The following is a 24,537-nucleotide window of genomic DNA, read 5'->3' on the forward strand; positions in this document are numbered from 1 at the left end:
GCCCGAAAGCTTGCTGTGTTAAATGTGGACCGGGACCTTGTGATCTATATGAGCCAACTGCAAAACGATACCTTTTTACGCGCACTGCTGCGCCAGCCAACCGACTATACACCGGTATGGATGATGCGTCAGGCAGGCCGCTATTTACCTGAGTATCGGGAAAGCCGTAAAACGGCAGGCAGCTTTATGCAGTTGTGCCAAAGCCCGTCGTTTGCCACTGAAGTCACCTTGCAGCCACTGGATAGATACCCGCAGCTGGATGCCGCAATTTTGTTCAGTGACATCCTGACTGTGCCGGATGCCATGGGCCTGGGTCTTTATTTTGAAGAAGGTGAAGGCCCGAAATTTGAGCGTACCTTGCAGGCTGAGGCCGATATCCTCAAGCTTGAAATTCCGGATATGTCTAAACTGCAATATGTGTTTGATGCAGTGAGCAGTATCCGCAAGGCACTGAATGGCCGTGTGCCACTGATTGGTTTTTCCGGCAGCCCGTGGACACTGGCGACCTATATGGTGGAAGGCAAAGGCGGTACGGACTTTTTAAATACGAAGAAAATGGGCTATGCCAGGCCGGAACTGCTACACCGCATTCTGGAGATTACTGCGCAGACAGTAATCCAGTACCTGAATGCACAGATTGCCGCAGGCGCACAGGCAGTGATGATTTTTGATTCCTGGGGCGGCGCGCTGTCACACAACGCCTATACTGAATTTTCACTCAACTATATGCGGAAAATTGTCGCCGGCCTGACCAAAACTGCCGAAGGCCGACAAGTACCTTGTATTGTTTTTACCAAAGGTGGGGGCTTGTGGCTGGAAGCCCAGGCAGCCATTGGTGCAGATGCCCTTGGCCTGGATTGGAGTATGGATGTAGGCAATGCCCGCCAGCGGGTTGGCAACAAAGTCGCACTGCAAGGCAATATGGACCCGGCGATTTTATTGAGTTCACCAGCAGCGATTGAAAAAGAAGTGGCTAGCATTCTGGCCAGTTACGGTCACGGCAATAGCCATGTATTCAACCTTGGCCACGGCATCACGCAATGGACCCCGCCTGAACATGCAGCCTGTATGCTGGAAACCGTGCGCAAGCTGAGCCCGCAATATCACCAGTAAACTGTTAGATTAAAAAAACAATATAAAAAAATCCCGCTACGCAATGAGCGAGGCGTTCAAATAAAGTGTTGGTACTGTTAAAATCCCCCCTAGAACCTTAGGGGGATTTTTTTTGGCTTCACAAAGGATACATAGAGTTCCGATCGCCTACCATGAGCTGCAAGTGAATTGCTGCAGAAATGTGCTGTGTGAAAATTTCGGAAAAATCCCTATTTTTGTTTTATCTGGCAAATATAAATTTGCCAAATCTGAGTCCTATCTAATTATCGGTGATAAGAGTCAAGCTAAGTTGCAATGCAAGTTATGTAAAGCATTCACAAGACTTAAAAGTAACAAGGGTGTTTATGAAGAGTTAATCCGAATTCGCGGAGACTGGTTAGGTGACCAAGCTAGTGAAATGTTAGCCTGTCCTAAACAAGGTTGCGATGCCACTGGAACGGATTTTATTATTCGGCATGGAACAACTAAATCTGGTTCCATTCGCTATAGATGCAAGCAATGTGGTACAACGTTTGTGCCTTCACCGAGGAAGAATCGTAAACAAAAAAAGCCTGAAATTACCGAGCTAGTTTTTCGATTACTGATCAATAAAATGCCCATGAGGCGCATTTGCGAAACTGCGGACATTCAACCTGCAACCCTCTATAGCAAGATTGATTTGATACATAGATGCTGTATTAACTTTGCCTACGCGAAGGAGCTGGTTTGGCGTCAACAACCAGCCGTTGATAGGGTTTATCTTTCCCTAGATCGCCAGGAGTATATTTTTAACTGGGGAACGCAGCTTGACAGGACTAATACTAGTCTTACTTCGATTACGAGTGTAGACAATCGAACGGGTTATGCCTTTTCGTTGACTCTGGACTTTGACCCAACACTTAACGCGGATCAAATAGAGGCGGAGGCCGTCAAGATAAATGACTATGATTTACCATACCCTTATCGCAACTTTGCCAGACTTTGGATGTTAAGAGACTATTCAGATGAATACATTCTATCCAATAGGCTGGAAAGACATAACACACTCGGCACTAGTGGAGGAGAGACGGCGCAAAAATATCGCGACATGCTTAATGCAAAGAATGCATCTGACACTGAAGTCATAGAATTACCTAGTGGCAGGCGTCCGTCGCAAGGGATGCAGGTCCGCTCTGACTACGCCTTGTATGGGCACTTGTTCTTTTTGGAGGAAATGCTGCGAAATGTGTCAAAGGTAAGATTTTTCATGGACAGGGAAACCGGTGTATTTCCTGCATTTGCAGCGGCATTCGGCCCGCGCATTATCGAACGCACTGCTGATGCATTTTTCGTACGCATGAAGAAAAGCTTATCAGTAGACAAGAAAAAACTCCTTAAGGCGGCCGCACAAACAAGACTAAATAAGTGGGTGGACGAGCATCCCGAATTTGATGGCCAAAATGCCGTGCACCATGTTTTGCGTGAAATATTGGATTCAGCGATATCACAAGGTAGCTTGAATGGGGAGTGGATCATGCACCCGCTTTCAGATATGGCGGAGCCTAACAAAGAAGTTGCATACTTAACAGATCTCGGTGGCTATGACCTTGACCACCTCGCTCACCTCTACAATATGGCCAGTTTGAAAGGGGTTGACCGTTTCTTGATGCTAATTCGACGTAGACTATCTCTATTCGAAAGGCCAATTCATACAGCGAATGCACAGAACCGCAGCTGGTATGGTTACAGTGGGTACAATCCAGCGGTGGGTGCGAAGCTGCTAGCCATCTTCAGGACGGCCTATAATTACTGCTTGCCAGGAGATGATGGGAAAACACCTGCGATGCGTGTCGGAACCTGTGACCATGTTGTTACCCTGGGTGAGGTGCTGGGCGAGTTTAACTCAAAACCCTAACTGACTTCCCCACCTATTTTATATCTCTCAGCTAAGGATGGGTTTTTAAGAGCAATAAATGGTGAGTGCGCATCTTTATCCAATCTCAACCAGTACAAAAAATATGGGACGAGACATCGTTTCATAGTGGTTTCCCACACGAACTCATTTTGGATGGCTTTCATGCCATATTCGCTAGCAATGACACGAGCCTGATTGACTGATAACGAAGCTGATGGAATCACTTCGACCAGCTCTTCCTGATGCCATTCGACATCATTTTTAGTGTCCTGGGGGCATTTTACCTTAGAGGCTTTAGCTGTCAGTATCCTCTGCAAAACAAAATCACCAAAACACTCACGTAAACTATCATACGCCCTGACGTGCCATCTTAATCCGGCATAGACCAACGCATGCGGCCATAAAGTGCGTTCTCTTGGCGCTTCATGCGACATGGATTGATAACGAATTTTGAGTCCATGTCCCTGGCGCAAGGCTCTTGTGATTTCTCTGAGGACAGCCGCATCGATTTCGGATTTTGGTACGGGCAATCCAGTTGCTACTATGCCATCACCAATTGCTGATAAAACTGCAGTCGAGTGTCCCTCTACATGGGTGCGCAATAATGAAAGGTACTCATCAGCAGAGCCCGTGCCAATATATGGGCGGAATTTCCTGCTTGGCCGATAACTTCGAGCACTCACATCATAGTCTAATTGATCTGGGAAGGCCTTCCTATATAGGCTAAAGTCCTGCGTGATGTGATTCTCGGAAACATCAAAAACAGAGGATATTCTTTTTCTTCCGACCAATCCCTCCCAATACGCAACAGACTCTATGTACTGTAAACGTTGACGTTGGGCGAAACCTATGTGGTCTATACTGTGCATGCCAAGGCAATATTACACCACATTTTTCATGTGTTACAACTATTATAATTAACACACTATTATTAATTGACCTACATGTTTTATGTAGGTATTATTTACCCTATGAATGCCCCATCCATTAACGGATTATTGGAATGACTGCGCCTCATATCACGCGATGGATTGATGCGCTTGGATATTCTGCCGCAGGAGTTTCGGCTTATCTGCAGCCTGGCGATGCCCCGGCAGATCATCCGTATGGACGCGAGATTGATATATTGCTGGGCGACTTAACATCGACAAGTGATGCAGCAGTCATTGATATTGAACAAACACCAACCATATTATTTGTCGATGCTAGCCAGCAATCCAATCCCCTGGATCATAATCAGATATTAAAATTGCGGCAGCATATCTGGAATCAGAACCTAGTTTCAATCATCATCAGCATCGATGGCGATCATGCCGACGTGTTTCCCGTGACTAATAAACAAAGTGACGGTCAGCGCTACTATTTATCGGATTTGCATGAATCTGGCCCACTTTCCTTCACTGATATTGCGACCGGGAATATCCAGCAACGACTGCCCAACTGGTTCGACATCGATTCAAGAGTAGACCGCGAGTTGCTGCATAACCTTGGCCTGACTTTGCAAAAGATGGAATTGCAAAAAATCCCGCGCTCCGAATCCCAACTTATCCTTGGGCGAGTATTATTCGTGTCTTATCTTGAGCATCGCGGCATTATTGGCAATTACTACAAAAAACAGCGCAATGTTGATTCTTTGCATGCCTTAATTCATCAAAGAAATCGAGAAGGCCTACGGACTTTGTTCAAGTCATTAAAGAAAGATTTTAATGGCGACTTCCTCGAAGTAGAGGGCGAGACTCATATTGAGTGGAATGAAATTGCGGATAGCACTTTCATGTTGCTGGACGCATTTCTTTCAAGAGTCAGTATGGAAACTGGTCAAACCAGTCTATGGAATTATGATTTCCGTTACATCCCAGTGGAACTTCTGTCCGGAATTTATGAGACCTTCCTGAATGAGGAAAAGCGAGCCAATGGGATTTATTACACGCCAAGACACTTGGCGAATCTTGCAGTTGATCTTGCCTTCCTGGACAAGGCTCATCCGGAAAATGAAGTCGTCTACGATGCGGCATGTGGCTCCGGCATTTTACTGACCACGGCCTTTCGCCGAATGCTGCGTTCTGCTGAACACCGGCATGGGGATGTACTACCGATTGATAAACGAATCGACTTGCTTCTGGCGCATATTCGCGGTTCCGATTTGAGTGAAGCCGCCTGCAGAGTGACTGCATTCAGCTTGTACCTCGCCCTGATGGAAGATATTGCACCTGCAGACATTGCCCGGCTTTGTGATGATGCTAACGTAAAGCTTCCGCCACTGCTGGGACGAATATTAATTGGTAGCACTGAAGGCGACTTTTTTAACAAGGGCAATAAGGTCGCTACGAAGGCACCCGAGGACGTCACAATCTTGCTTTCAAACCCGCCTTGGGGCGAACCAAAAGGCAACGACTCCCATTTATACGAAAGTTGGGCTGCAGAGTACAAGCTTAAGTTACCGCACAGAAACATAGCTGCGGCATTCGCTCACAAGGCAATAAAATCTGTCACCGCCAATGGCAGAGTGTGCCTGATTTTACCCGTTAAGTTATTTGCTTCAGATACCAGCCGTGACTTCTTGCATCAATGGATTTCTTCAATCCAAATCAAGCGCATCATCAATTTTTCTGATATTCGTCGGCTTTTATTCCCAAGTGCTATCCATCCCTGCGTTGTCGTTATTGGGGATGTGCGTGACCCATCAAATCTCGGGAGAATTCCAGCCCGTGAAATGATTGAGGTATGGCATGCCAAAGCGGATGTCAGCCTTGCATTTGGGCGATTGAGTGTCCATGGCATTGATCGCCACACCATTCTGGCTTCACGCCTTGCAGATGATCCTGAAACATTCAGGGCTTCGACTTGGGGAATACAGTCAGACAGAGCAGTGATTGGTCGGCTTAGATTGTTTGGTGTACTTTCTGATCTGTTAACTGGAAAGCCAGCCAGATGGCAGCTTATCAAAGGATTCAATCAGACCCGTCATAGCTCAGAAAAACTGGACCCAGGCTTTCTCAAAAGCATGCGGTTTCTTGATACAAGAAACATCAGTAGAGAATTGCCTGTTCTGGATAATTCTATACTTGAAGAGTTTCCGGAGAGCATCACTTCAGTCGTATCACGTGGCAGCCAAAATGGTGCGGCATTCCATGGCGCAAGAGTATTATTTCCAGATGGCGCTGCCAGCAGTTTTAATGCTTATGCCATTTTTGCAAAGGGCGACTTCTGCTTCCGTCACACTTTAGCCGCACTCTGCGGCCCTGATGAAGATGAGGATATCTTGCGCTTTGTCGCAGTTTATCTCCGATCTCCATTGGCGGCATACTGCTTACTACACAATGCCTATGCTCTGACCTCAGAACGCACGCGAATAACCTTGGACGAAATCGAGTCATTGCCATTTGCACTGCCAGAGCGGACTGGTAATCCAGAGAAAGCATGGAAAATCATCCATCACGTTGCGGATTTAACACGTGAAATTGAAACGATTGATTTTGGGCGGGAAGAGTATTGGCAGAATCTCTCTCCGAAGATCAACAAACTGGTATATCAATATTTCGGCGTAAGCGAGAGAGAACTACCGCTAATCGAAGATGCTTGCAATGCATTGATTCCAAGTGTTCAGCCCGGTACATATAAAGACATCCGGACTCCATTATCTGGTAGCCCTAGGCCACATGAAGTATCTGCATATTTTGAGCGCCTGACATCCGAGTTATGTCTATGGCGCGACCGTATGGGTGGTCACGGCCAACTTATGACCTTTAATGATGCATCCCATGCCCAGAATAATGCTGCAATCGGAATAGCTACGGTCGAACTAGTTGGACAATTGGAGCAAACTGAAGCCAAGGTTTCGAGGTCCAGAGTAGTGAATACCATGGAGTCGATTCGTGATGCAGGACTATGGCCAATGCAAGCCACGCGTGATTTGGCGTTATCCTCCGACTTCCTGATTTATGATGGTCCGCGAATTCATATTGTTAAACCTATGGTGAGACGATATTGGCTCGAGAGACAAGCTTTTGATGACGCACGACGTATTGTCGAAGCCATAGGTGTTGCAACTCATGGATAACCAAGATGATAAAATTGCTGCATATGGCAGGCTGGCTCCCGCCTGGAATCAAGTTTATCCTGATGACGAATTCGGCAAAGTAGCTAAGTTTATTCAAGATCAATGGGTGAAAGTAGTCAGCCATAGGCCGGTGCACTTTCATCTAGGCAGCCATGAGAGCAAGCTGACCAAATTCTTTAATAGCATCCTTGAACAATTCAAAAGCGAAGCGGGCTTTATTGGCCATTTCACCAGTGAAGCAGTACATGGGGTTCCTGATCTTGAGCAGGGCTTATTGATGGATGAGCGACGCACGGATATCAGGTATTTATCCTCACGTAGTGACCTGACAGTTACTTTTGAGTTTAAGAAACTAAAAGACAATCGTGATAGCAGACTTAAGTACTATGGTAAGAGTGGTGTATTACGCTTTGTAGAGGGCCATTATTCCAAAGAAAACTCTATAGGTGTGATGGTGGGCCTAGTGGGTAACAATTTCCCAGCTACTGTAACCAGCTTGCAGCGTGCTTTTGCCATGACTGGAACCCATTCGCTTTTGCATATGATTCCTTGCCCACAAGGCAGGTATGTCCGGGACCCTTCAGATGCACTGCCAAGCATTGCTACCTTTGATACTGAGCATTCCAGAGCTGTTTATGATGGGCGGCCTGAAATCCTTCTGTGCCATATGTTTCTCAATACACCGGACGCTAAACCTAAAACCTAAGTATTGACCAGATTTACTGTCTTGCCCATAAATTGCACTGAGCTCTAAGTTGGACGACTTTCGCATTTAGCAAATAATGCAATTGCATCATCGCAATATTTGCAATCGCCCTGGCAACAGTCATGCATTAAAAAAGCCACTAAACAGATAGTGCTGTCACAAGAAGGATTTCAATTATCGTCAACTGAATCATATATCACTTACATAGATGAAGACCTCGAAGACTGGGATGCGGTTTGGGATGGAATGAAGCAACATCTCGAGGCCTTAGACGCGCCAGAGCAATTGGAACTTGCTCTATTGAGTGCAATTTCCTCGTCTTTTGCATAGCATTAAGGGATATACAACTTCATCAAAATGGTGATGACGATTGGGAATTAATTGACCAATAATGGTGTTATAGTGGTAAAAATATCTATCAAATAAAATACAACAAATATGGGTGCTGCATGCGCAATCTTACTTACTGTGAGTTTGGAGATGTTGATTTAGGTGACAAATTTTTTGATTCCTTAAAAGCGGATTACCCAAAATTTGTTGGCTGGTTTAATACTAAAGCCGCCTCTAAAGAAAAGGCTTATGTTTTTTACCGAATCAAAGACAATATTGATGGTTTTTTGTATTTGAAAATCGAAGAAGGTGAGGTTAATGAAGTCATTCCTCCCTTACCCAATGGTAAACATCTTAAGGTTGGCACTCTAAAGATTAACGCTCACGGTACAAAACTGGGCGAAAGATTTATCAAAAAGCTATTGGACTACGCTGTCTTGCAAGATGTAGATGACATATACGTAACAGTATTTGAAAAACATGCTCCGTTAATTGATCTTTTAACCCGCTATGGATTTGTGCAAGTTGGCATTAAGAAAAACGATCAAGGTGAGGAGATTGTTCTTGTTCGTGATATGTCAGTTACAAGTGGGGACATATTAAAAGATTACCCATTCATCTTACCCAATCAGGGTGATCCTTATTTGTTAGCAATTTGGCCAAAATACCACACAAAGTTTTTGCCAGATTCTAAGTTGAATAATGAATCATTTGATATCTTAGAAGATGTCTCACATACAAATAGTATCCATAAAGTTTATATATCTGGAATTCCAGCAACTGGAAAACTAAAACAAGGCGATATTTTAGTACTTTACCGAACCACCGATAAATCGGGAAAAGCTTATTTTAGGTCTGTTGCAACGTCTATATGCGTTGTACAAGAAACAAGAAAAGTGAATAGCTTTGGAACATTTAAGGAATTTATTAAATATGTAAAACCATACAGTGTGTTTAGTCATGAAGAACTGAATGAGTATTACACAAAAAAAGCTAAATATAATGTGATCAAGTTTACGTACAATGCCGCTTTGGTAAAAAGAGTAATTCGTAAGTTGTTGTTGGAAGAAGTTGCTGTTTCGGTCCAACCAAGGTGGGACTTTAGAAAATTGTCAAATAAGCAACTTGAAAAAATTATTAGTATTGGAAGTCTAGATGAAAATTTTATTGTCGATTAAACCTGAGTTTGCCCTTAAGATTTTGAATGGGGACAAAAAATTTGAGTTCAGAAAATCAGCATTTGCGAATGTAGGTGCGACGTGTGTAGTTATATATGCCACTAAGCCACTGGGAATGATCATAGGCGAGTTCGATGTCTCTGAAGTTTTTATAGATGCACCAGAAAATATATGGGAAAGAACAAAAAAATTCGCAGGTATAGGTAAAGTCAAATTTGATGAATATTATTTAGGTAGAGAGACTGCCGTTGCATTAGTAGTCGGTGAGGTGAGAAAGTATGACGTCCCTTTAGAGCTCGGTGACCTAGGCGAAAAGATTACTCCACCTCAGTCATTTAGGTACTTGAATGAATCATTTCAACATGCACAACTCCAACTAATTTAGAATTTACATTGTGAAAACTATTTTTCTAAATCAAGAGTTATTACTTAATGCACCAGAGTACGCAGAATTGCTCGTTGATGAATCGAGAAAGATGCTCCTCGATATGTCTAACTATTATCCGAATTTTACGGATTGGTTTGATCAAACGGTGATTCCTGGGCTTGAGTCTGGTGAACGTACTATCATCTTGCTTAAAGATATGAATAAGCCTATTGCTGGGCTTGGTATTGTTAAAGATACCCTAGAAGAAAAGAAATTATGCTGCCTAAGAGTTAGAGACCAATACAACGGGTCTGGCCTAGGGGTTCGTCTATTCAAACATTCATTTGCTGAGCTTGGTACTGACATGCCGTTATTGTCAGTTTCTTCTGAAAAACTACCAGAGTTCAAACGTGTTTTTGATTATTTCGGGTTTGAATTCGGCGAAGAATATACGGGAATTTACAGGCCTAAGAAAAAAGAGATGAGCTTCAATGGTGAGCTCCTAAACACTAAATACTCATTTTGATTTAAGTTTAGTCAAAATCTGAATAACTTTGTCCAGTGTTGCGTTGTATCGGCTACTACGCTGCAACGCAGCAAAGATACTGGGGCTAAAAATTGCTAGCATTCCAAGTGCTATAACTCCAATTATCAACCAGTAATCTTTGTTGGTAGCCTGATGGGGATCAGATAGTATTTCCCATAGACCATTCCCTGCCATACCAAACCCTAAGCCTAAAAATATAAATCTGCAAATATGTAAAATTCCGGAACTGGTTTCAGAGAATCTACCAAGTGCCACTAAGTCTTTGACTGGATAGTTTTCATCTTGGATGTTGGACTTGGTCCATTGATAACCTAAATAATTCCGTACTGAATCTCTAACATCCTTATCAGAATCGGAATGGCTTTCAACGTAATAATTCCATATTTCCTCATCTGTTAAAGATCTGCAGCCCACAAAGTTCTGGCCTTGAAAAATACACTCCTGATTTCTATTGATTGTTAGAAAGAAATGAATTTTCTTTAGTGGAGGAAATATCACTTTGTCACTGTTGATTAGCAACTCTTTAGGGATGCCTCTTCTGACGTTGATTCGAAAGTCAACTATTCTTGTACTTACGTAAGAGCTCAAAATATTACTATCGGGCTGGCAAAAAATGGACTGATAAAAATTTCTTGGAATGTTGATGATTCGAAAACGGACGTAAAGTCGATCAATATTTTCTTTATAAATCTCATAAGGCTTTAAAGCTGGAATCTTAATTTTTAAATTTGTAATTTCATCTTTAGTGGAGAGATTGGTATAGGAGATAGTGATGTCTTGTGGAGCTAATCTCAATAATAAAAATTTATTTTGAATCGCGGTCGACTGATTCGCTATGTCCTCTGCATTCTTTAACAAGTGAACTAAAGCTATATTGGTATCGGCTCTCCCATTGTATTGAACCGATTCATTAAAAATAGCAGCAATACTTTGCTCACTATTTAACGATGTTCCTAAATCATAGACATTTGAGTCATCCAGTCTCCAAGGAATAGTAATTTCAATTGAATCAATTTCTTTCCACTGAGAAATCATTAGACCCATATCAATAAATGGCTTTCCGATTTCCCATAAATTGATATGAAGCTCATCTAATGGCTTTATAGGCTGTGTGAAGCCATCCTTAAGATGATATCTAATTAAAATTCCGGTGAATGTTTTATCCATGTGATCTATTCTTTTAGAAGATTATTGACCGCTTCATTGAAATCTTTTTGGGATGGGCTATTTAATTTTATAAGTGGTATTTCTATCTTTTTACAAATATATTCGGCACGCGCACGCTCTTTTGAGAAAAATAAGTCTAAATCCACTTCAGCAGAAATACCATCACGGTTCATTAATCTCTCCGTAACTGTCGGTAAATCAGTTTCTATTAATATGCATGCAGAAAATTTGGCTTGAACAAAAATGTTTTCAGGCACACATTCAAACTCATTTGCTGACTTCAATAAAACAAAATGACCATCTAAGAGAAGAAGTTCATTCCCTTGAAATCTTTTCAATGCCTCCAACAAGGCTGTTTGATTACGATCGATATCAGAAACATATTTATCTGCTCCCCAATTTTCAACTTTTAGCTGCTGCTTTATCAATTGGCTGGCTGATGAATGAATCGCATTTTCATGTTCATTTTCAGAATAAGCCTTACATAAATAAGATTTTCCTACTCCATGAATGCCCGCCACAAATATAATCATTTTTATCTTCAATTAATATGTTTTGCAAGTATAGTAATCTAAATTGTTAATTATTGAACCTTTCAAATCAAGGTTGTGTGAAATCTTTTAGCTGATGTTATCGTCAGTCCTTAATTGTAAAAGTTAGAGTATCCAATGCATCGACCAGAAGAGCATGATCACTACTTAGATTTCGAACAGATCAAAAGGAACGCATTTGTCCTTTTGAATCTTGGCTATGGGTTAAATCGGCTTTTAGAAGACGGGGAAGGTGATGTTGCGTACAGAAAAGATTCCGCATTATTTCGTGAGTACGGGAAGATGTATGAAAGCGAGATTTCAACTCGGTTATTGAGCGCTGCCGTAACAGCAAGAGTTTTAGATGACAAGCTGATTAATTCAAAATCAGATGGTACGGCCACCAAATTTCCTCACGGAGAATATATGCTTGGTGATGACGAGAATGGTGAACCTATCAACTTAAGGCAGTGCTTCAATAAAATCATTCACGCCTCCCGGATTTACCACGAGTTAATGCAACTCCCAGAGGTTTATTTGTCTGGCAAACAGCAAAATGAAAAGGAATGGCATATCCGGCTATTCTTATTGCCCTTCTGTACGGCGTTATATCAATGGGTCGATCATTATCAACGCGACCACACTTAACAGAGGTACAATAAAATTTCAACGCTATACTTAGATGACAAGTCTACTTAGTTGCGTAAGGTAGCAACACTCTTTATTTAAGGAGTTCACGGATGAACAGTGAAAGTCTTTCTTTAAGCTGGGGGCGTATACGTTCTTTAGCAATTGATACATTTAGTTCTGAGGCAAAAGCAGATGCATGGCTCAATAAACCTCACACAATATTAGGGAATACTCCGATTGCTACTGCCGAATCATCCTATGGGTACGCAGAGGTTGAGAGAATGCTTCACGCTATTGGCTTTGGTGGAACTGTTTAAGCAATCTACAATCATTTGATTTTGAAATTACGGATGCGTGAAAATGAACTATCAAAGCAAGAAACCTAAATCGCCTTCCATTACGCCCTCGACCGCAAAACTCATGCAACTGCGGGCTGGTAAGGGGCTTGGAATGTTGAGCCAGGAAGAAATCGAATTATTACGAAAAAGTAAGAAGGAGATTTCTGAAATGTGCAGGAAGTATTCAAAATTAATAATCCAGAAATCAGATAAGTTTATCGCTAAAGTTATGCCGCGGTAGTACTCTTTTTCTGAAAAAGCTCATGCTAAACTCCAAAGGAAAACTTATCCTTTAAACCGGTTTTTTTGCACATCTAAAATGTTTGTACCGATCAGGCCAATTGCCTCAGCGTAGTTATGAATCATTTGTTGGCCTTGCTTAAGGTAAGACAAATCTTGGTCTATGCCAGCCAGTTTTATAGCGTCATCAATTTTGGAGCTTGTCGGGTGTGCATCACCATTTCGCATGTCATATACGCCAATAATCACTCCGAAGAGTTCACGTGCTTTATCAGGCCCAATTATTTGCGTCAAAATATCTTCAAGAAGCTTGATCGAGCCCAGTTCCTTATTGCGAGCATGGGTACGAAGTCCTGGAATATTCAATCGATCAGAAAATACCCGAACTAGTTCTTTAGCAAGTCTTAATAATGAGGGCTTATCTTTGCTAGCAAAACGAGAAACGACCTTTAACGTTTCTATTATATTAATGGGATGGTTAAAAAGTGGTGTTTTGTATTTTACTAAAAATGCATGTTCAACCATCTCTAGATTTTCAATCAGCAAATTTTCTGCCGCTTTTGTTTTCGCTGCCCTACCTTGAGCATGAGCTAAAAGTAGCTCTTTTGAAACCTTACCTTCTGGGACGATACTTTGCGCTGCCCAGATTGCTTGTTCCCAGGGTTCAAGACGGGGAATATCGCACCCATAAACTGAAACCAAATCAGAACCATTGAGTCCGAAATGAGTTGCACGATCCGACGTTGAGCAAATACCACCAGTTTCCGCTGTATACCATTGCAATGAAAAGCCCCGGTGTCCCAGTAAGTGATTGATGATTTCCGGCTTAAAAAATAGCCATCTGCCAATATCCTCGTCGTTTAGTTCAGCAGAGGTCATTCTTTTAGCATCTGTCTCTACGACAAATGAAGGAAGTTCCGTATTCACATCTCCACGAACTCGGATACTTTGACCTTTGTGTTCAATCCATTCTTCTCGTCTAAACTGACTTTCAATACGAACCCCTTTGAATCCAGATATATACCCTCTAGTTTGTTCGGACTCGGTGTTGTCATTGGTTTCTGGACCCATCACAGGTGCATCTTCTTCACCATCAACGTCGGTACGCCCCACGCGGAATGTTGCAAAGGTACCGCCATAAACAGAGTCCAGCGACCGAATGATTAGTTCGAAATGCCCTCCGTCCCTTGCTTCCTCAAGTGAAACTAACCCTTGGTAAGGGCTCCCTTTTAAAGAAGGTACATTTTCTACTCGCATGCGAAACGTGGCCATACGAAGTGATAAATTTCTGGCAGCTAGATAATCCATTAAAAATTCTCGTTTGATTTCGATTAAGTAATGATTACCCTCTGAATCGACCCTCTCTCGAGCAACTTCTGTGAAATCTTCTACAGGCCTGACCCAACTATTGCCTTCTTTTATTAGATCTAGTGCGACCACAAGATCCGGGTTAAGTATCCAATGGCGTTTACCGATCACAGACTGAATGTGCTCAAAAACAAGCTCAACTCCGATGGTTTCATCATTGTATTGATAGTGATCAATGGGAGTGTACCTACCATCCGAATGTACATATGGATCCGTACGATGACCACCTAAATCATTAAAATCTAACCGGTTCCCAATCTTTATATATTCAGGATGAATAGCAGCTGTACCTACCCCTAAATATTCCTCTAGATAGCCAATTTTTTGTACATCACCTTCTTGGTCAGGAACGGATGCTCTTAATGGCACCCATGTGGCAGTAGAGTAAACACGTCGTGTCTCACTAGCTTGTAATATCCAGTCTTTATTCTTTTTACACATTTATTAATCTACGTTCTTATTGGAATAAATTTGATGAAAGCAATATAACTTTAAGTACTGAATGTGTATATGTCTAAACAGTTAGAATTTTTTTGAGTGACCTTGTCTGGGTATTAGGCATATCTTTTATGCTAGTTAAAACAAAAATACCGATTATTCAGAACTCTTACAAAACACATTTTTGCAGCTCATGAATGGGTGGCTATGACTTTGGGAAGAAAAAATCCCCTAAAACTCTAGGGGGCTTTAACAAAACCAACACTTTAGTTGAACGCCTCGCGCAATGAGCGGGATTTTTTTATACTGTGCAGATGATTATTTGAGCGTCATACGCGACAGGGTTTTATCTTTATCAATAAAGTAATGCTTGAGTGCGCCGACAATATGCAGGGCAATCACAGCGAGCAAGATCGTCGCAAACAACTCGTGTGAGTCTTTGAAAATATCGCGCAAATCTGCATTATCCAGTCCACCAAAGACTTCCAGCCCAAACCACTTCAATCCATATTTGCTATAGAGGGTCATTAACACACCACTCAACGGCATTGCCACCATCAACACATACAGGAAGTGATGTGCAGCAGTCGCCAGTTTACGTTCCAAAGTCGGATAGCTGCTCAGCATGGCAGGTGGCGTATGGCTCACGCGCCAGAACACGCGGAATACCACCAGCCACAACAAAGTGAAGCCTAGTGATTTGTGCAAATTGAAATACAGGGTGCGGGCACTGCCCGGCTCATCCATCTGCCAGGTATAGATACCCCAGCCAAATAAATCGAATTGCGTTTCTTTAGGGCCATCTTTCGGTAGCCCGGTCATATACCACCCCAGTGCAAACATCCCGGCGATGGCCAAAGCAATCAGCCAATGCAAAATAACGGCAACTTTGGTATATCGTTGCGTAGAACTCATGTCTTCTCCTTGAAATCCCTTGTGACAACGATCACTTTGTCATCACGAATGTATTGATTATGATGTATGAAACATTCATGGGTGAGTCAGCATGTTATCAAAAATAAAGCTATCGTGTGTTGGTGTTACATTCGGGTTTGTAACGTTTTGTAGTCATGTGTGGGCAGACACCTTTGAATTAAAAAAAGTTGCTGAAGGGATTTATGTACATCACGGCCAGCATCAGGATATTGACGACGGTTACAAGGGAGATATCTGTAACCTGGGCGTCATTATCGGCAACCAGTCGATTGCAGTGATTGACAGTGGTGGCAGCAAACACACCGGCGAGCAATTGCTGCAAGCTATCCGCAATATCAGCAAGTTGCCGATAAAATATGTGATCAATACCCATGTGCACCCAGACCATACTTATGGTAATGCTGCTTTTCAGGGAGAGCCTGTCCACTTCGTCGGCCATGAAAAACTGGCCAACACCATGTTGCTACGCAAAGAGCAGTACGAAAAACTTAATGCCAATCTGCTGGGCGAGGCAGGCAAAGCCAGCACCACTATTCCTCCCGATACCGCTGTGCATGACCAATTATCACTGGATTTAGGCGACCGCGTATTACAACTGAAATCGCAAACGGTCGCGCATACGCATACCGACCTGACCGTACTAGATGTGAAAACCAACACCTTGTTCACCGGCGACCTGGTATTTGCGCAACGCACGCCGGTGCTAGAGGGGGATATTAAAGGCCTGATTGCTGCATTGGAGAAAATCAATCAGACTCAATACGCACTGATTGTGCCAGGTCACGGCTTGGAAAGCCCTGACCAGAAAACGATTATTGGTGATGAATTGCGTTACCTCAACCTGTTGTTAGCCGACGTCCGCGCCAGCATCAAAAAAGGTATCAGCATGGAGCAAACCATGGACACTGCTGCCGAATCTGAACGCCAAAAATGGCTATTGTTTGGTATTGCCAACCGCCGTAATGTGAATGTGATTTACCCGCAGCTCGAATGGGAGTAAGGCATTACCTTATAACAAGAGATATTCACTTACCTTTAAAACCCTGCAAAATTTGCAGGGTTTTTCTACTTTGAGTCTGTCGTTTCTGCAAATCATGCATAAAGCTGCATGCTGCCTTTATGACATCAACACAGACAAAAAAACAAAAAACCAATTAAATATCATATAGTTAAAGACGAATCACTTTTAAATAATCTTCTATGGCATAGCGCTTGCAAAGATACCCCTGAATTTATCAAAAATACTTAGGGAAGTCTTTGTGAAGCATCCATTCTTACGCGCCTATGGCCTGTTTCTGCTGCTGGGCGGTTTAACACAATTCCTGCTTTGGTTATTTGGCGCATCATCCCTGGAAGGATTCAAGGATGCCGTCATTGTTTCCACTTTGTGGTTGATTCCGCTGTGGTGGCAACCGCAACGGTTGCGCTTTTGGAGCGCAGCGATTGCAATTTTTATCGGTATCTCTGCCTTACCTGGTATCGCTTACTTTTTAATTTATCGTCAAGAGCTGACCCAGAGCTTGATGATGATTTTGTTTGAATCAAACAAAAGTGAATCTCAGGAATATCTGCACAACTATTTTTCCTGGTGGATCTTGCTGGTACTGCTGGCTTGTATTGTCATTCCCGCGCTTTACTGGCGCACATTAAAACCGGCGCAACTGTCGAAATCACACGCAGCGGTTTATTCATTAATTACTGTGTTGATCGCTTTTTCCTCCCCGTTAAAACATGTGGTTAACAATCAATGGATGTACGCTTACAAGAGCTTTAACAAGCATTTCAGCGGCGTGCCACCTTACCAGTTAGCACTCGGTTACCTGAATTACCAGCAGCAGTTGGATGAAGTTAACCATACCCTGCTGACCATGAATAAGATTCCGCCTCTGGCGCAATTATCTGAACAAGCCAAGCCGGGGCCAACCACTGTGGTGCTGGTGATTGGTGAATCTACTTCGCGTTTGCATATGGGTTTATATGGTTATGGCCGCGATACCAATCCTGAACTCAACAAAATCAAACATGAGCTGACAGTGTTTGAAAATGTATATTCTCCACGCCCGAACACCATTGAAAGCCTGCAGCAGGTGCTGACATTTGCCAATCAGCAGCATCCTGACGATTACAAGACTAAGCCATCACTGGTGGCGATGATGAAACAGGCTGGCTACCACACTACCTGGATCACCAACCAGCAGACCCTGACTGGCCGCAACACCATGCTGACGACGTTCGCCAAACAGGCAGACAAACAATATTTCCTGAATAACGAGCGCCGGCAGAATGCTTACAGCTTTGATGAAAAGGTATTGGCACCGTTTGCTGAAAGCCTGAACGATCCGCATCCGAAAAAACTGATCGTGGTGCACCTGCTAGGCACACACATGAAGTACAGCTACCGCTATCCGGAAAAGTTTGATGTGTTCAAAACCACCCAAGGTTTGCCTGCCACCGGGCTGGATGAAGAGAAAACTGCATTGATTAACAGCTATGACAATGCTATCCGCTATAACGACTGGATCATGTCACAGCTGATTTCTACACTGAAAGCCAAGCAACAACATAGTCTGCTGGTTTACTTCTCCGACCACGGTGAAGATGTGTACGACACTGCGCCGCACGACTTCCAGGGACGTAACGAAGCCGCGCCTACCTTACCTATGTACAGCATACCGCTGATTATCTGGCATTCGGATAACTGGTTTAACGCCAAGAAAGTGTTAGCTAATGTGGATACGCATCAGCAATATGACAATGCCGACCTGATATATACACTGGCCGACCTAGTTGGACTGTCATTCGATGGTTTTCGCCCGGATGAGAGTATCGTCAACGCGCAATTTCTACCTGACAGCATCCTGGTGGGCGACCCCTATATCGGCAAATTGCAAACGTTACCGGGCACAAAACATTTCCCTGACAGTGAGGTCGCCACGTGGAACGCTGGCTTACCAACAAGGGATTAGCCGGGTTATGGCTGCTGCTGGGTGCAAGTGCCATGGCGATTTTCGCCATGGCGAATTACACCCCGCTCGACTTGATGCTTGCAGACTGGATGTTCGACTTTAGCCGCGGCCAGTTTACTGACCAGCACGTATTTTTCTATGACACGGTCATGCACAGTTATGCCAAATATTTGCTACTGAGCGTGTGGCTGGTGCTATTGGTGTTTGCCATGTTTCCGGCAAGATTGCGTCCAAGCTGGTTATCTCCTGCACAACAATACCGCTTGCGTTGGGTAACCGCACTGGCCATCGCGCACAGTAGCCTGGTGTCATGGCTTAAACATCAGATGCCGCATGCCTGCCCGTGGGATATTACGCGTTATGGCGGCACTGTAGACTGGTTTCCTGCATTTGCTGCACACACTTCCCAAATGGCTGGCCATTGTTTCCCCGCCGGGCATGCCAGCAGTGGCTTATGGCTTTCTGCCCTGTGTTTATGCTGGTTACCGCACCACCCACGTAAAGCTTTGGCGGTGATGGTAGCCGGACTATCGGTTGGTTTTATGCTCGGCTGGAGCCAGCAACTTCGCGGGGCGCATTTCCTCTCGCATACGCTGACATCCATGTGGCTGATGTGCGCTTTGCTGTTGTGCGTATTGTCATTTTCCAGCAGCAATTACCTCATTCGTATTTACCCGAATAACGCTTACTCTAAACGCAGTTGCCCATGAAAAAATTTTCCTTGTCCGCGGTATTCCGCCACTTATTCACCCCACAGATATTAATGATCTGGGGTGTGACGTTGTGGCTGATGGCCTTTGACAACTATGCTCTGGTTTCACATTTAAGCCAGCTGTATCCGCCACTAGGTGGCCAAAGCGGTTTGCTGCTCAGCCTGTTGCTGTTTTTTACGCTGGTTACCGCCATCTGGCTATTGCTGATCAGCCATGGCCGCAGTGCGCGCTGGCTATTGGCATTGATACTGTTAAGCAGTGCATTCGCCGGTTTCTACATGCAGGAGTTTGGCATCATCATCGATACGGTGATGCTGGACAACTTGCTACAAACCGACAATAAAGAGATTGTCGGTCTGCTCTCCTGGGATATGATCTTTTTTGTCATTGCAATTGGAGTAGTGCCTGCTTTATGGATGCTGTTCAGAGCGCCGCAAGAATGGTTTCAACGTGATAGCCTGCGAATTCGCGCTCTGCACCTAGGGTTTTTAGTGGTGGTGATGGTGGCGACTGTGTGGCCGAACTCTGCAGGATACGCCAGCTTTATCCGTGAGCACAAACTGGCCCGCATGTATGCAAACCCCAGCTTTATGCATTACTCATTAATTAAATGGACTAACCAGCACCTCAGCATTCCCGAGAGTCAGGCGCTGGAACAGGTCGCCACAGATACACAAAGAGTTGGCGCTAACACTAAACACGAGCTGGTCATCATGGTGGTCGGTGAAACCGCGCGCTATGACCGCTTCTCGCTGAATGGCTACCATAAACTGACTAATCCGCGCTTGCAGCAGGAAGATGTAGTCAGCTTTAAACAGGTGACTTCGTGCGGTACTTCTACCGGTGTATCGGTACCTTGCATGTTTTCCATGCTGGGCAGGCAGCAGTATTCGGCGAAAAAAGCCAGACATATGGAGAATGCGCTGGACATTTTGAAAGAACATAATGTCAATGTGTTATGGCGTGATAACAATTCAGACTCAAAAGGTGTGGCTACGCGTATGGCTTACCAGGATTTTCAATCACCGGCACAGAATACAGTCTGCGATACCGAATGCAGGGACGTTGGTATGTTAAATGGCCTGGACCAGTACATCCAGTCTCACCATGGCCAAGACATCATGATCGTATTGCACCAGATGGGAAATCATGGGCCGGAGTATTATCGTCGTTATCCGAAAGCATTCGAAAAATTCACTCCGGTGTGCCGCAGCAGCGATTTATCCAAATGCAGCCAGCAGGAAATCGATAATGCCTATGACAACGCTATTTTATATACCGATTACTTCCTGAGTGAAGTCATACAGCTTCTGAAAAAATACGACAACAGTCATGAAACCGCCATGTTATATGTAGCTGACCACGGAGAATCTCTGGGAGAGCATGGGCTTTACCTGCATGCAGCACCTTATATGATTGCGCCTAAGGAGCAGACTCATGTACCGGCCATTTTATGGCTGGGCAAACAGTTTGATTATTCGATTAACCAGATCAGGCCTTACCAAAATTACCCGCTTAGTCATGATGACGTGTTCTGCACACTCTTGACAGCCTATGAACTCAAATCCAGCACTTGCCATTCGCATTACAGTTGGCTGGTCGCAAACCCGGTGGTGCGTGCAGAGCTCAAATTGCCGCCGCTGCCATTAAAGCCGGAGCAGCCACTTGCGCCACCTGCTGTCGTTATCCGTGAGCAGCCAGGTGGGAATCTACAGACAAAGCTGGATCAACCACCGGCGCCGGAACAGGCAGGCAGAATGAAGGCGATAAAAAATGCCGCATTAAGGCGTAGCAGTACTGCAACGTAAAGCGGGCGCTTCACCCAGTATCTTATTGGCCGTGACCCATATGACCGGCTTCACTCGCTCATCGACCTTACAGGCATCTATGTAGCCGATAGCGCTTTCGGTGTAAGCGACGTAACGGATCATCGCTTCTTGTGATTCCACGGTATACGGCGGCTGGATACCGTGGAAATACTGCTCATTCCAGTAACCTACCTGCGACCTGGGACTACTGTGCAATACCTGCTGCGAAAAGCGCAAGCGTAACGGATGGTCACTGGACAAATTGGCCGGATGTAAAGGTTTACCATGGTTGTCATACAGCTTCTTGCGCCAATAAACGGATGCCAGATCATTGGTAGCCACCGGCACCGTATAGGCAGCCTGAGCTGACACAATCACCGCAATCACCGGCTCGTCAGCCAGGGCGAGGCCGGGCAAAAAGCCAGCGACTATGATCCAGATGCTGAGCAAATAGAAACGCATCAATACATCATCGCAAACGAAGTAGTGAATCCGCGCGGTATATCCTCATATTCGCCATTACCGCCTACGACTTCAAATTTTAGTAACTGGTTTGGTTTTAGCCTTTTGGTTACCCCTATGATCCAGCGCTCGGCGTTGGAGGTGTCAGGCTGATGCAGGCTTTCCAGCCGGGTGATCCAGTACCAGTCATTTTTGATCAGGTAGGCACTTTGCAGGTAAAAACCACTGCCGCCACCCTGGCCATGGTCAATCTTGCGGGTATACGCTTCGCCACTCAGTTCCCAGCGGTTAAACTCGATCAGGAAATCCACACCGAGCAGGCTGTATTTAGGTCCAAACGACTGTTCTTCGCGATACGTGGCGTAATTCAGGCCTATGGTATTCAGGCCGGCATTTTCATCAGTGAAATTGAATACATTATTGAGGGCAACCCGTGCACCACGCATGTCCTTGTACTGCGTTTCACCGCGGCTTTCCGGTTGCGCATTCATAGTCGCGCTGTAAATCTGGTAATCCAGCGAGCGCTCCTGAAAAGGCAATGTGCCAAAAAACTGTATGCCGCTGGTAAAGGTGGGAAACAGCTCAGTAGTTGCCAGAGGCCGGCTAGCTGTCCATACCAGTGGCGATGCATGCAACTGGTTCCATCGGCCTAACGGTGTGAGGAAACGGCCCAGTCGTACGTTGGCACGTTCGGTTAGATTCACATCAAAATACAGACGCTCGGGATTGATATAGGCATCGCGGAAATCCAGTCCCTGGCGGTGGTTATAACTGGCTACATCTTCCAGGTCCAGTTCGCCGAAAAACTTGATACGGGTGTTTTTATCCCAAGTCACGATCATCGCCAACTCGTTCCAGTTCAGCCGGGTGGTTTCTGTGCGTGGTATATGCAAATCCACACTGGTATATCCCCCAATGCGGAAGCCATCCCAGAAAGAGGAATCTTCCTCCGCCAACAGTGGCTTGCACATCATGCACAGGCTGATTACACTGACCGCGCAACGCAGTAAAATAGTGGACATACACACTTTCCGATTAAGCTAATGCAACGCCAATAGTAGAAACCGTATTTTCTCATATTCCATGCAAAAACATTCGCCTTTAACCATCCGAAAAATGCTGCTAATCGCATTTTTGCTGGCAGGATTATTGCCGGCACTATTGGTGAGTGTGCTCAGCTTTTACCAGGCACGCACCGCGTTGCGCACCGAAATAAAACATGACCTGAAAACGACAGGTAAAGCAGTAGGCGAACACATAGACCGCGTGCTGTTTGAACGTGTGCAAAACGTGCGCAGCTGGAGCCAGCTGGCGATTATGCAAGACATGCAAATTGGTGACATTGATAAGCGGCTATCTGTCTTTCTCGAAGAAACCCACTTAAGCTATGCCGCTCAATATATTTCGATTGACGTGGTCGACCTGCAATCCATCATTGTTGCCTCCAGTAATCCGCAGCACATCAACCAACGGCTTACCAGCCCGCCAGTCTGGTTCTCGTTTAAAGATGACGATCAGCCAATCACCATCTATCATTTGCAAAATGATCAGTTGATGATTGCTACGCCCGTTTATTCTGATTTGACCCTGCAACCTATCGGCCACCTGATTGCCACGTTTAACTGGTCAGTGATCCAGAACTTGCTTAACCATGCCGCTCAACACTCCACTGAGCTTGCCTTGGTAGATGAACATGGCCGACTGCTGGCACAGTCCAGAAACTGGTCACAACCACGCTACAACCTGCATACGCATATCCCCATTGAAAGCACACTGCCAATTTACGGCTGGGAAGTAAAACTCAACAAAGAACATGATGTTGCCGTCGCTCCGGTACACCGCCTGGGGCTTATTTTCATGATCCTTTTAGTGGTGATCCTGTTTTTCTCTTTACTGCTGGTGCGGCCGATTGCAAAGCGCATCACGCAACCGCTGGAAGAACTGATCCGCTTTGTACAGCAATTGCGGCGTCCGAATGTGGTTGCCCCGCCGCTGAGTGGCCCTGTGGAGGTACAGGCACTGCATCAGACATTCACTAAAATGGCCGCCGAACTGGCCGAGTCTGAACAACAATTGACACGCGCAGCCAAACTGGCAGTGGTTGGGGAAATGGCCGCGGCCATGAGTCATGAGGTGCGTACACCATTAGGCATCATGCGCTCATCGGCTGATGTACTGAAACGCGAACCTACACTGAGTGAAGATGGCCGCGAAGTATTGGGATTTATTATTTCCGAGACCGAGCGCCTGAACAAACTGGTGACGTCGCTGATTGATTCGGCCAGGCCGCGCTTGCCGAGCAAAACGCCACTGGAGCTGCAATCTCACTTGCAACATGTTTGCGATATGTTGCAAAAACAGGCACAGGATAAACATATCCAGCTGTCGTTAAATGCACCCGAACCAGTGACCATTGCCGCCGACCAGGACCAGATGACCCAGGTACTGGTCAACCTGATTATCAATGCCATTCAGATATTGCCCGAGCATGGCCAGGTAGCCATTTCTTTATCTCATGACCCGCTTTATGCCTATCTATCGGTGGCAGATAATGGGCCTGGCGTGCCACCAGCGCAGCAGGCACATTTATTTGAAGCTTTTTTTACCCAGCGTGCCGGTGGTGTAGGGTTGGGCCTGGCGGTGGTCAAACAAATCGTCGAAGCGCACGGTGGTACAATCACCTACAGCACCAGTCCGTGGCAAGGCGCACAATTCAACCTTGCCTTTCCGTTTGAATAAAGTCCTGGAATTTAAGTCAGAATAAGGC

At 44.8% G+C, this 24,537-nt stretch carries 21 protein-coding genes; 14 read left to right on the forward strand and 7 right to left on the reverse strand.

The annotated features are described in order from the left end of the window. The first annotated feature begins 48 nt into the window (after positions 1–48). Positions 49–1,113 carry a uroporphyrinogen decarboxylase gene (gene hemE, locus ASG34_RS07710; RefSeq protein ID WP_055828903.1) on the forward strand — a complete coding sequence of 355 codons (1,065 nt, stop codon included), beginning with the start codon at positions 49–51 and terminating at the stop codon, positions 1,111–1,113. 112 nt (positions 1,114–1,225) lie between these two features. Continuing rightward, on the forward strand, positions 1,226–2,986 hold the full coding sequence (locus ASG34_RS07715; RefSeq protein WP_156376468.1) for an IS1/IS1595 family N-terminal zinc-binding domain-containing protein: 1,761 nt from the start codon (positions 1,226–1,228) through the stop codon (positions 2,984–2,986). Here ASG34_RS07715 and ASG34_RS07720 read toward each other — a convergent pair. After that, positions 2,983–3,855, reverse strand: coding sequence for a helix-turn-helix transcriptional regulator (locus ASG34_RS07720; protein ID WP_055828908.1), 873 nt, complete (start codon positions 3,853–3,855; stop codon positions 2,983–2,985). The genes ASG34_RS07715 and ASG34_RS07720 overlap by 4 nt on opposite strands. Before the next feature lie 134 nt (positions 3,856–3,989). Between ASG34_RS07720 and ASG34_RS07725 the strand changes: the two genes are divergently transcribed. From ASG34_RS07725 to ASG34_RS07750, 5 genes are all read left to right on the forward strand, one after another. Continuing rightward, a complete protein-coding gene (locus ASG34_RS07725; protein WP_055828911.1) occupies positions 3,990–7,046 on the forward strand; it encodes an HsdM family class I SAM-dependent methyltransferase in 3,057 nt (1,018 codons plus the stop codon). Continuing rightward, positions 7,039–7,752 carry a hypothetical protein gene (locus ASG34_RS07730; protein ID WP_055828913.1) on the forward strand — a complete coding sequence of 238 codons (714 nt, stop codon included), beginning with the start codon at positions 7,039–7,041 and terminating at the stop codon, positions 7,750–7,752. Before ASG34_RS07725 ends, ASG34_RS07730 begins: the two co-directional genes overlap by 8 nt. 449 nt (positions 7,753–8,201) lie before the next feature. Beyond that, positions 8,202–9,260 (forward strand): hypothetical protein, encoded by a 1,059-nt coding sequence (locus ASG34_RS07740; protein WP_055828919.1) that lies wholly within the window; start codon positions 8,202–8,204, stop codon positions 9,258–9,260. Continuing rightward, positions 9,238–9,645, forward strand: coding sequence for a hypothetical protein (locus ASG34_RS07745; protein WP_055828922.1), 408 nt, complete (start codon positions 9,238–9,240; stop codon positions 9,643–9,645). The genes ASG34_RS07740 and ASG34_RS07745 overlap by 23 nt, the downstream gene beginning before the upstream one ends. Positions 9,646–9,655: 10 nt before the next feature. Next, complete coding sequence (locus ASG34_RS07750; protein ID WP_082504838.1) at positions 9,656–10,153, forward strand: hypothetical protein; 498 nt, start codon at positions 9,656–9,658, stop codon at positions 10,151–10,153. On the opposite strand, the gene ASG34_RS07755 is transcribed toward ASG34_RS07750, so the two are convergent. Both ASG34_RS07755 and ASG34_RS07760 read right to left on the reverse strand, forming a co-directional pair. After that, positions 10,145–11,341: a hypothetical protein gene (locus ASG34_RS07755; protein WP_055828925.1), complete on the reverse strand. Its 1,197-nt coding sequence runs from the start codon at positions 11,339–11,341 to the stop codon at positions 10,145–10,147. The genes ASG34_RS07750 and ASG34_RS07755 overlap by 9 nt on opposite strands. Positions 11,342–11,346: 5 nt before the next feature. Then, the gene (locus ASG34_RS07760) at positions 11,347–11,874 is read right to left on the reverse strand and encodes an ATP-binding protein (RefSeq protein ID WP_055828928.1); all 528 of its coding nucleotides are present in this window, start codon (positions 11,872–11,874) and stop codon (positions 11,347–11,349) included. A gap of 135 nt (positions 11,875–12,009) precedes the next feature. Here ASG34_RS07760 and ASG34_RS07765 point away from each other — a divergent pair, with 135 nt between their 5' ends. Together ASG34_RS07765 and ASG34_RS07770 are read left to right on the forward strand one after the other, a co-directional pair. After that, positions 12,010–12,519 (forward strand): hypothetical protein, encoded by a 510-nt coding sequence (locus ASG34_RS07765; RefSeq protein WP_055828931.1) that lies wholly within the window; start codon positions 12,010–12,012, stop codon positions 12,517–12,519. A gap of 92 nt (positions 12,520–12,611) precedes the next feature. Beyond that, the gene (locus ASG34_RS07770; RefSeq protein WP_055828935.1) at positions 12,612–12,818 is read left to right on the forward strand and encodes an MbcA/ParS/Xre antitoxin family protein; all 207 of its coding nucleotides are present in this window, start codon (positions 12,612–12,614) and stop codon (positions 12,816–12,818) included. Between the two features lie 306 nt (positions 12,819–13,124). Here ASG34_RS07770 and ASG34_RS07780 read toward each other — a convergent pair whose 3' ends face one another. Both ASG34_RS07780 and ASG34_RS07785 read right to left on the reverse strand, forming a co-directional pair. Then, the gene (locus tag ASG34_RS07780; protein WP_055828940.1) at positions 13,125–14,888 is read right to left on the reverse strand and encodes a hypothetical protein; all 1,764 of its coding nucleotides are present in this window, start codon (positions 14,886–14,888) and stop codon (positions 13,125–13,127) included. Between the two features lie 315 nt (positions 14,889–15,203). Further along, entirely contained in the window at positions 15,204–15,800 is a 597-nt protein-coding gene (locus ASG34_RS07785; protein ID WP_055828943.1) for a cytochrome b, read from the reverse strand. A gap of 91 nt (positions 15,801–15,891) precedes the next feature. Here ASG34_RS07785 and ASG34_RS07790 point away from each other — a divergent pair, with 91 nt between their 5' ends. The 4 genes from ASG34_RS07790 to ASG34_RS07805 all read left to right on the forward strand — a co-directional run bounded on the left by ASG34_RS07790 (position 15,892) and on the right by ASG34_RS07805 (position 21,308). After that, positions 15,892–16,821: a quinoprotein relay system zinc metallohydrolase 2 gene (locus tag ASG34_RS07790; RefSeq protein ID WP_055828946.1), complete on the forward strand. Its 930-nt coding sequence runs from the start codon at positions 15,892–15,894 to the stop codon at positions 16,819–16,821. Positions 16,822–17,080: 259 nt separating this feature from the next. Beyond that, positions 17,081–18,787, forward strand: coding sequence for a phosphoethanolamine transferase CptA (cptA, locus tag ASG34_RS07795; protein WP_055828948.1), 1,707 nt, complete (start codon positions 17,081–17,083; stop codon positions 18,785–18,787). Beyond that, positions 18,757–19,497, forward strand: a complete 741-nt coding sequence (locus tag ASG34_RS07800; RefSeq protein WP_055828952.1) for a phosphatase PAP2 family protein — start codon at positions 18,757–18,759, stop codon at positions 19,495–19,497. The genes cptA and ASG34_RS07800 overlap by 31 nt, the downstream gene beginning before the upstream one ends. Then, complete coding sequence (locus ASG34_RS07805; protein WP_055828954.1) at positions 19,494–21,308, forward strand: phosphoethanolamine transferase; 1,815 nt, start codon at positions 19,494–19,496, stop codon at positions 21,306–21,308. The genes ASG34_RS07800 and ASG34_RS07805 overlap by 4 nt, the downstream gene beginning before the upstream one ends. On the opposite strand, the gene ASG34_RS07810 is transcribed toward ASG34_RS07805, so the two are convergent. Then, complete coding sequence (locus tag ASG34_RS07810) at positions 21,282–21,770, reverse strand: hypothetical protein (RefSeq protein WP_055828957.1); 489 nt, start codon at positions 21,768–21,770, stop codon at positions 21,282–21,284. The genes ASG34_RS07805 and ASG34_RS07810 overlap by 27 nt on opposite strands. Further along, complete coding sequence (locus ASG34_RS07815; RefSeq protein ID WP_055828959.1) at positions 21,770–22,792, reverse strand: hypothetical protein; 1,023 nt, start codon at positions 22,790–22,792, stop codon at positions 21,770–21,772. The genes ASG34_RS07810 and ASG34_RS07815 overlap by 1 nt, the downstream gene beginning before the upstream one ends. Positions 22,793–22,853: 61 nt before the next feature. On the opposite strand from ASG34_RS07815, the gene ASG34_RS07820 reads away from it, so the two are divergent. Next, positions 22,854–24,509, forward strand: coding sequence for a sensor histidine kinase (locus ASG34_RS07820; RefSeq protein WP_235559704.1), 1,656 nt, complete (start codon positions 22,854–22,856; stop codon positions 24,507–24,509). Positions 24,510–24,537 lie beyond the last annotated feature (28 nt).

Source organism: Methylophilus sp. Leaf416, from assembly GCF_001424665.1.
GTDB lineage: Bacteria > Pseudomonadota > Gammaproteobacteria > Burkholderiales > Methylophilaceae > Methylophilus.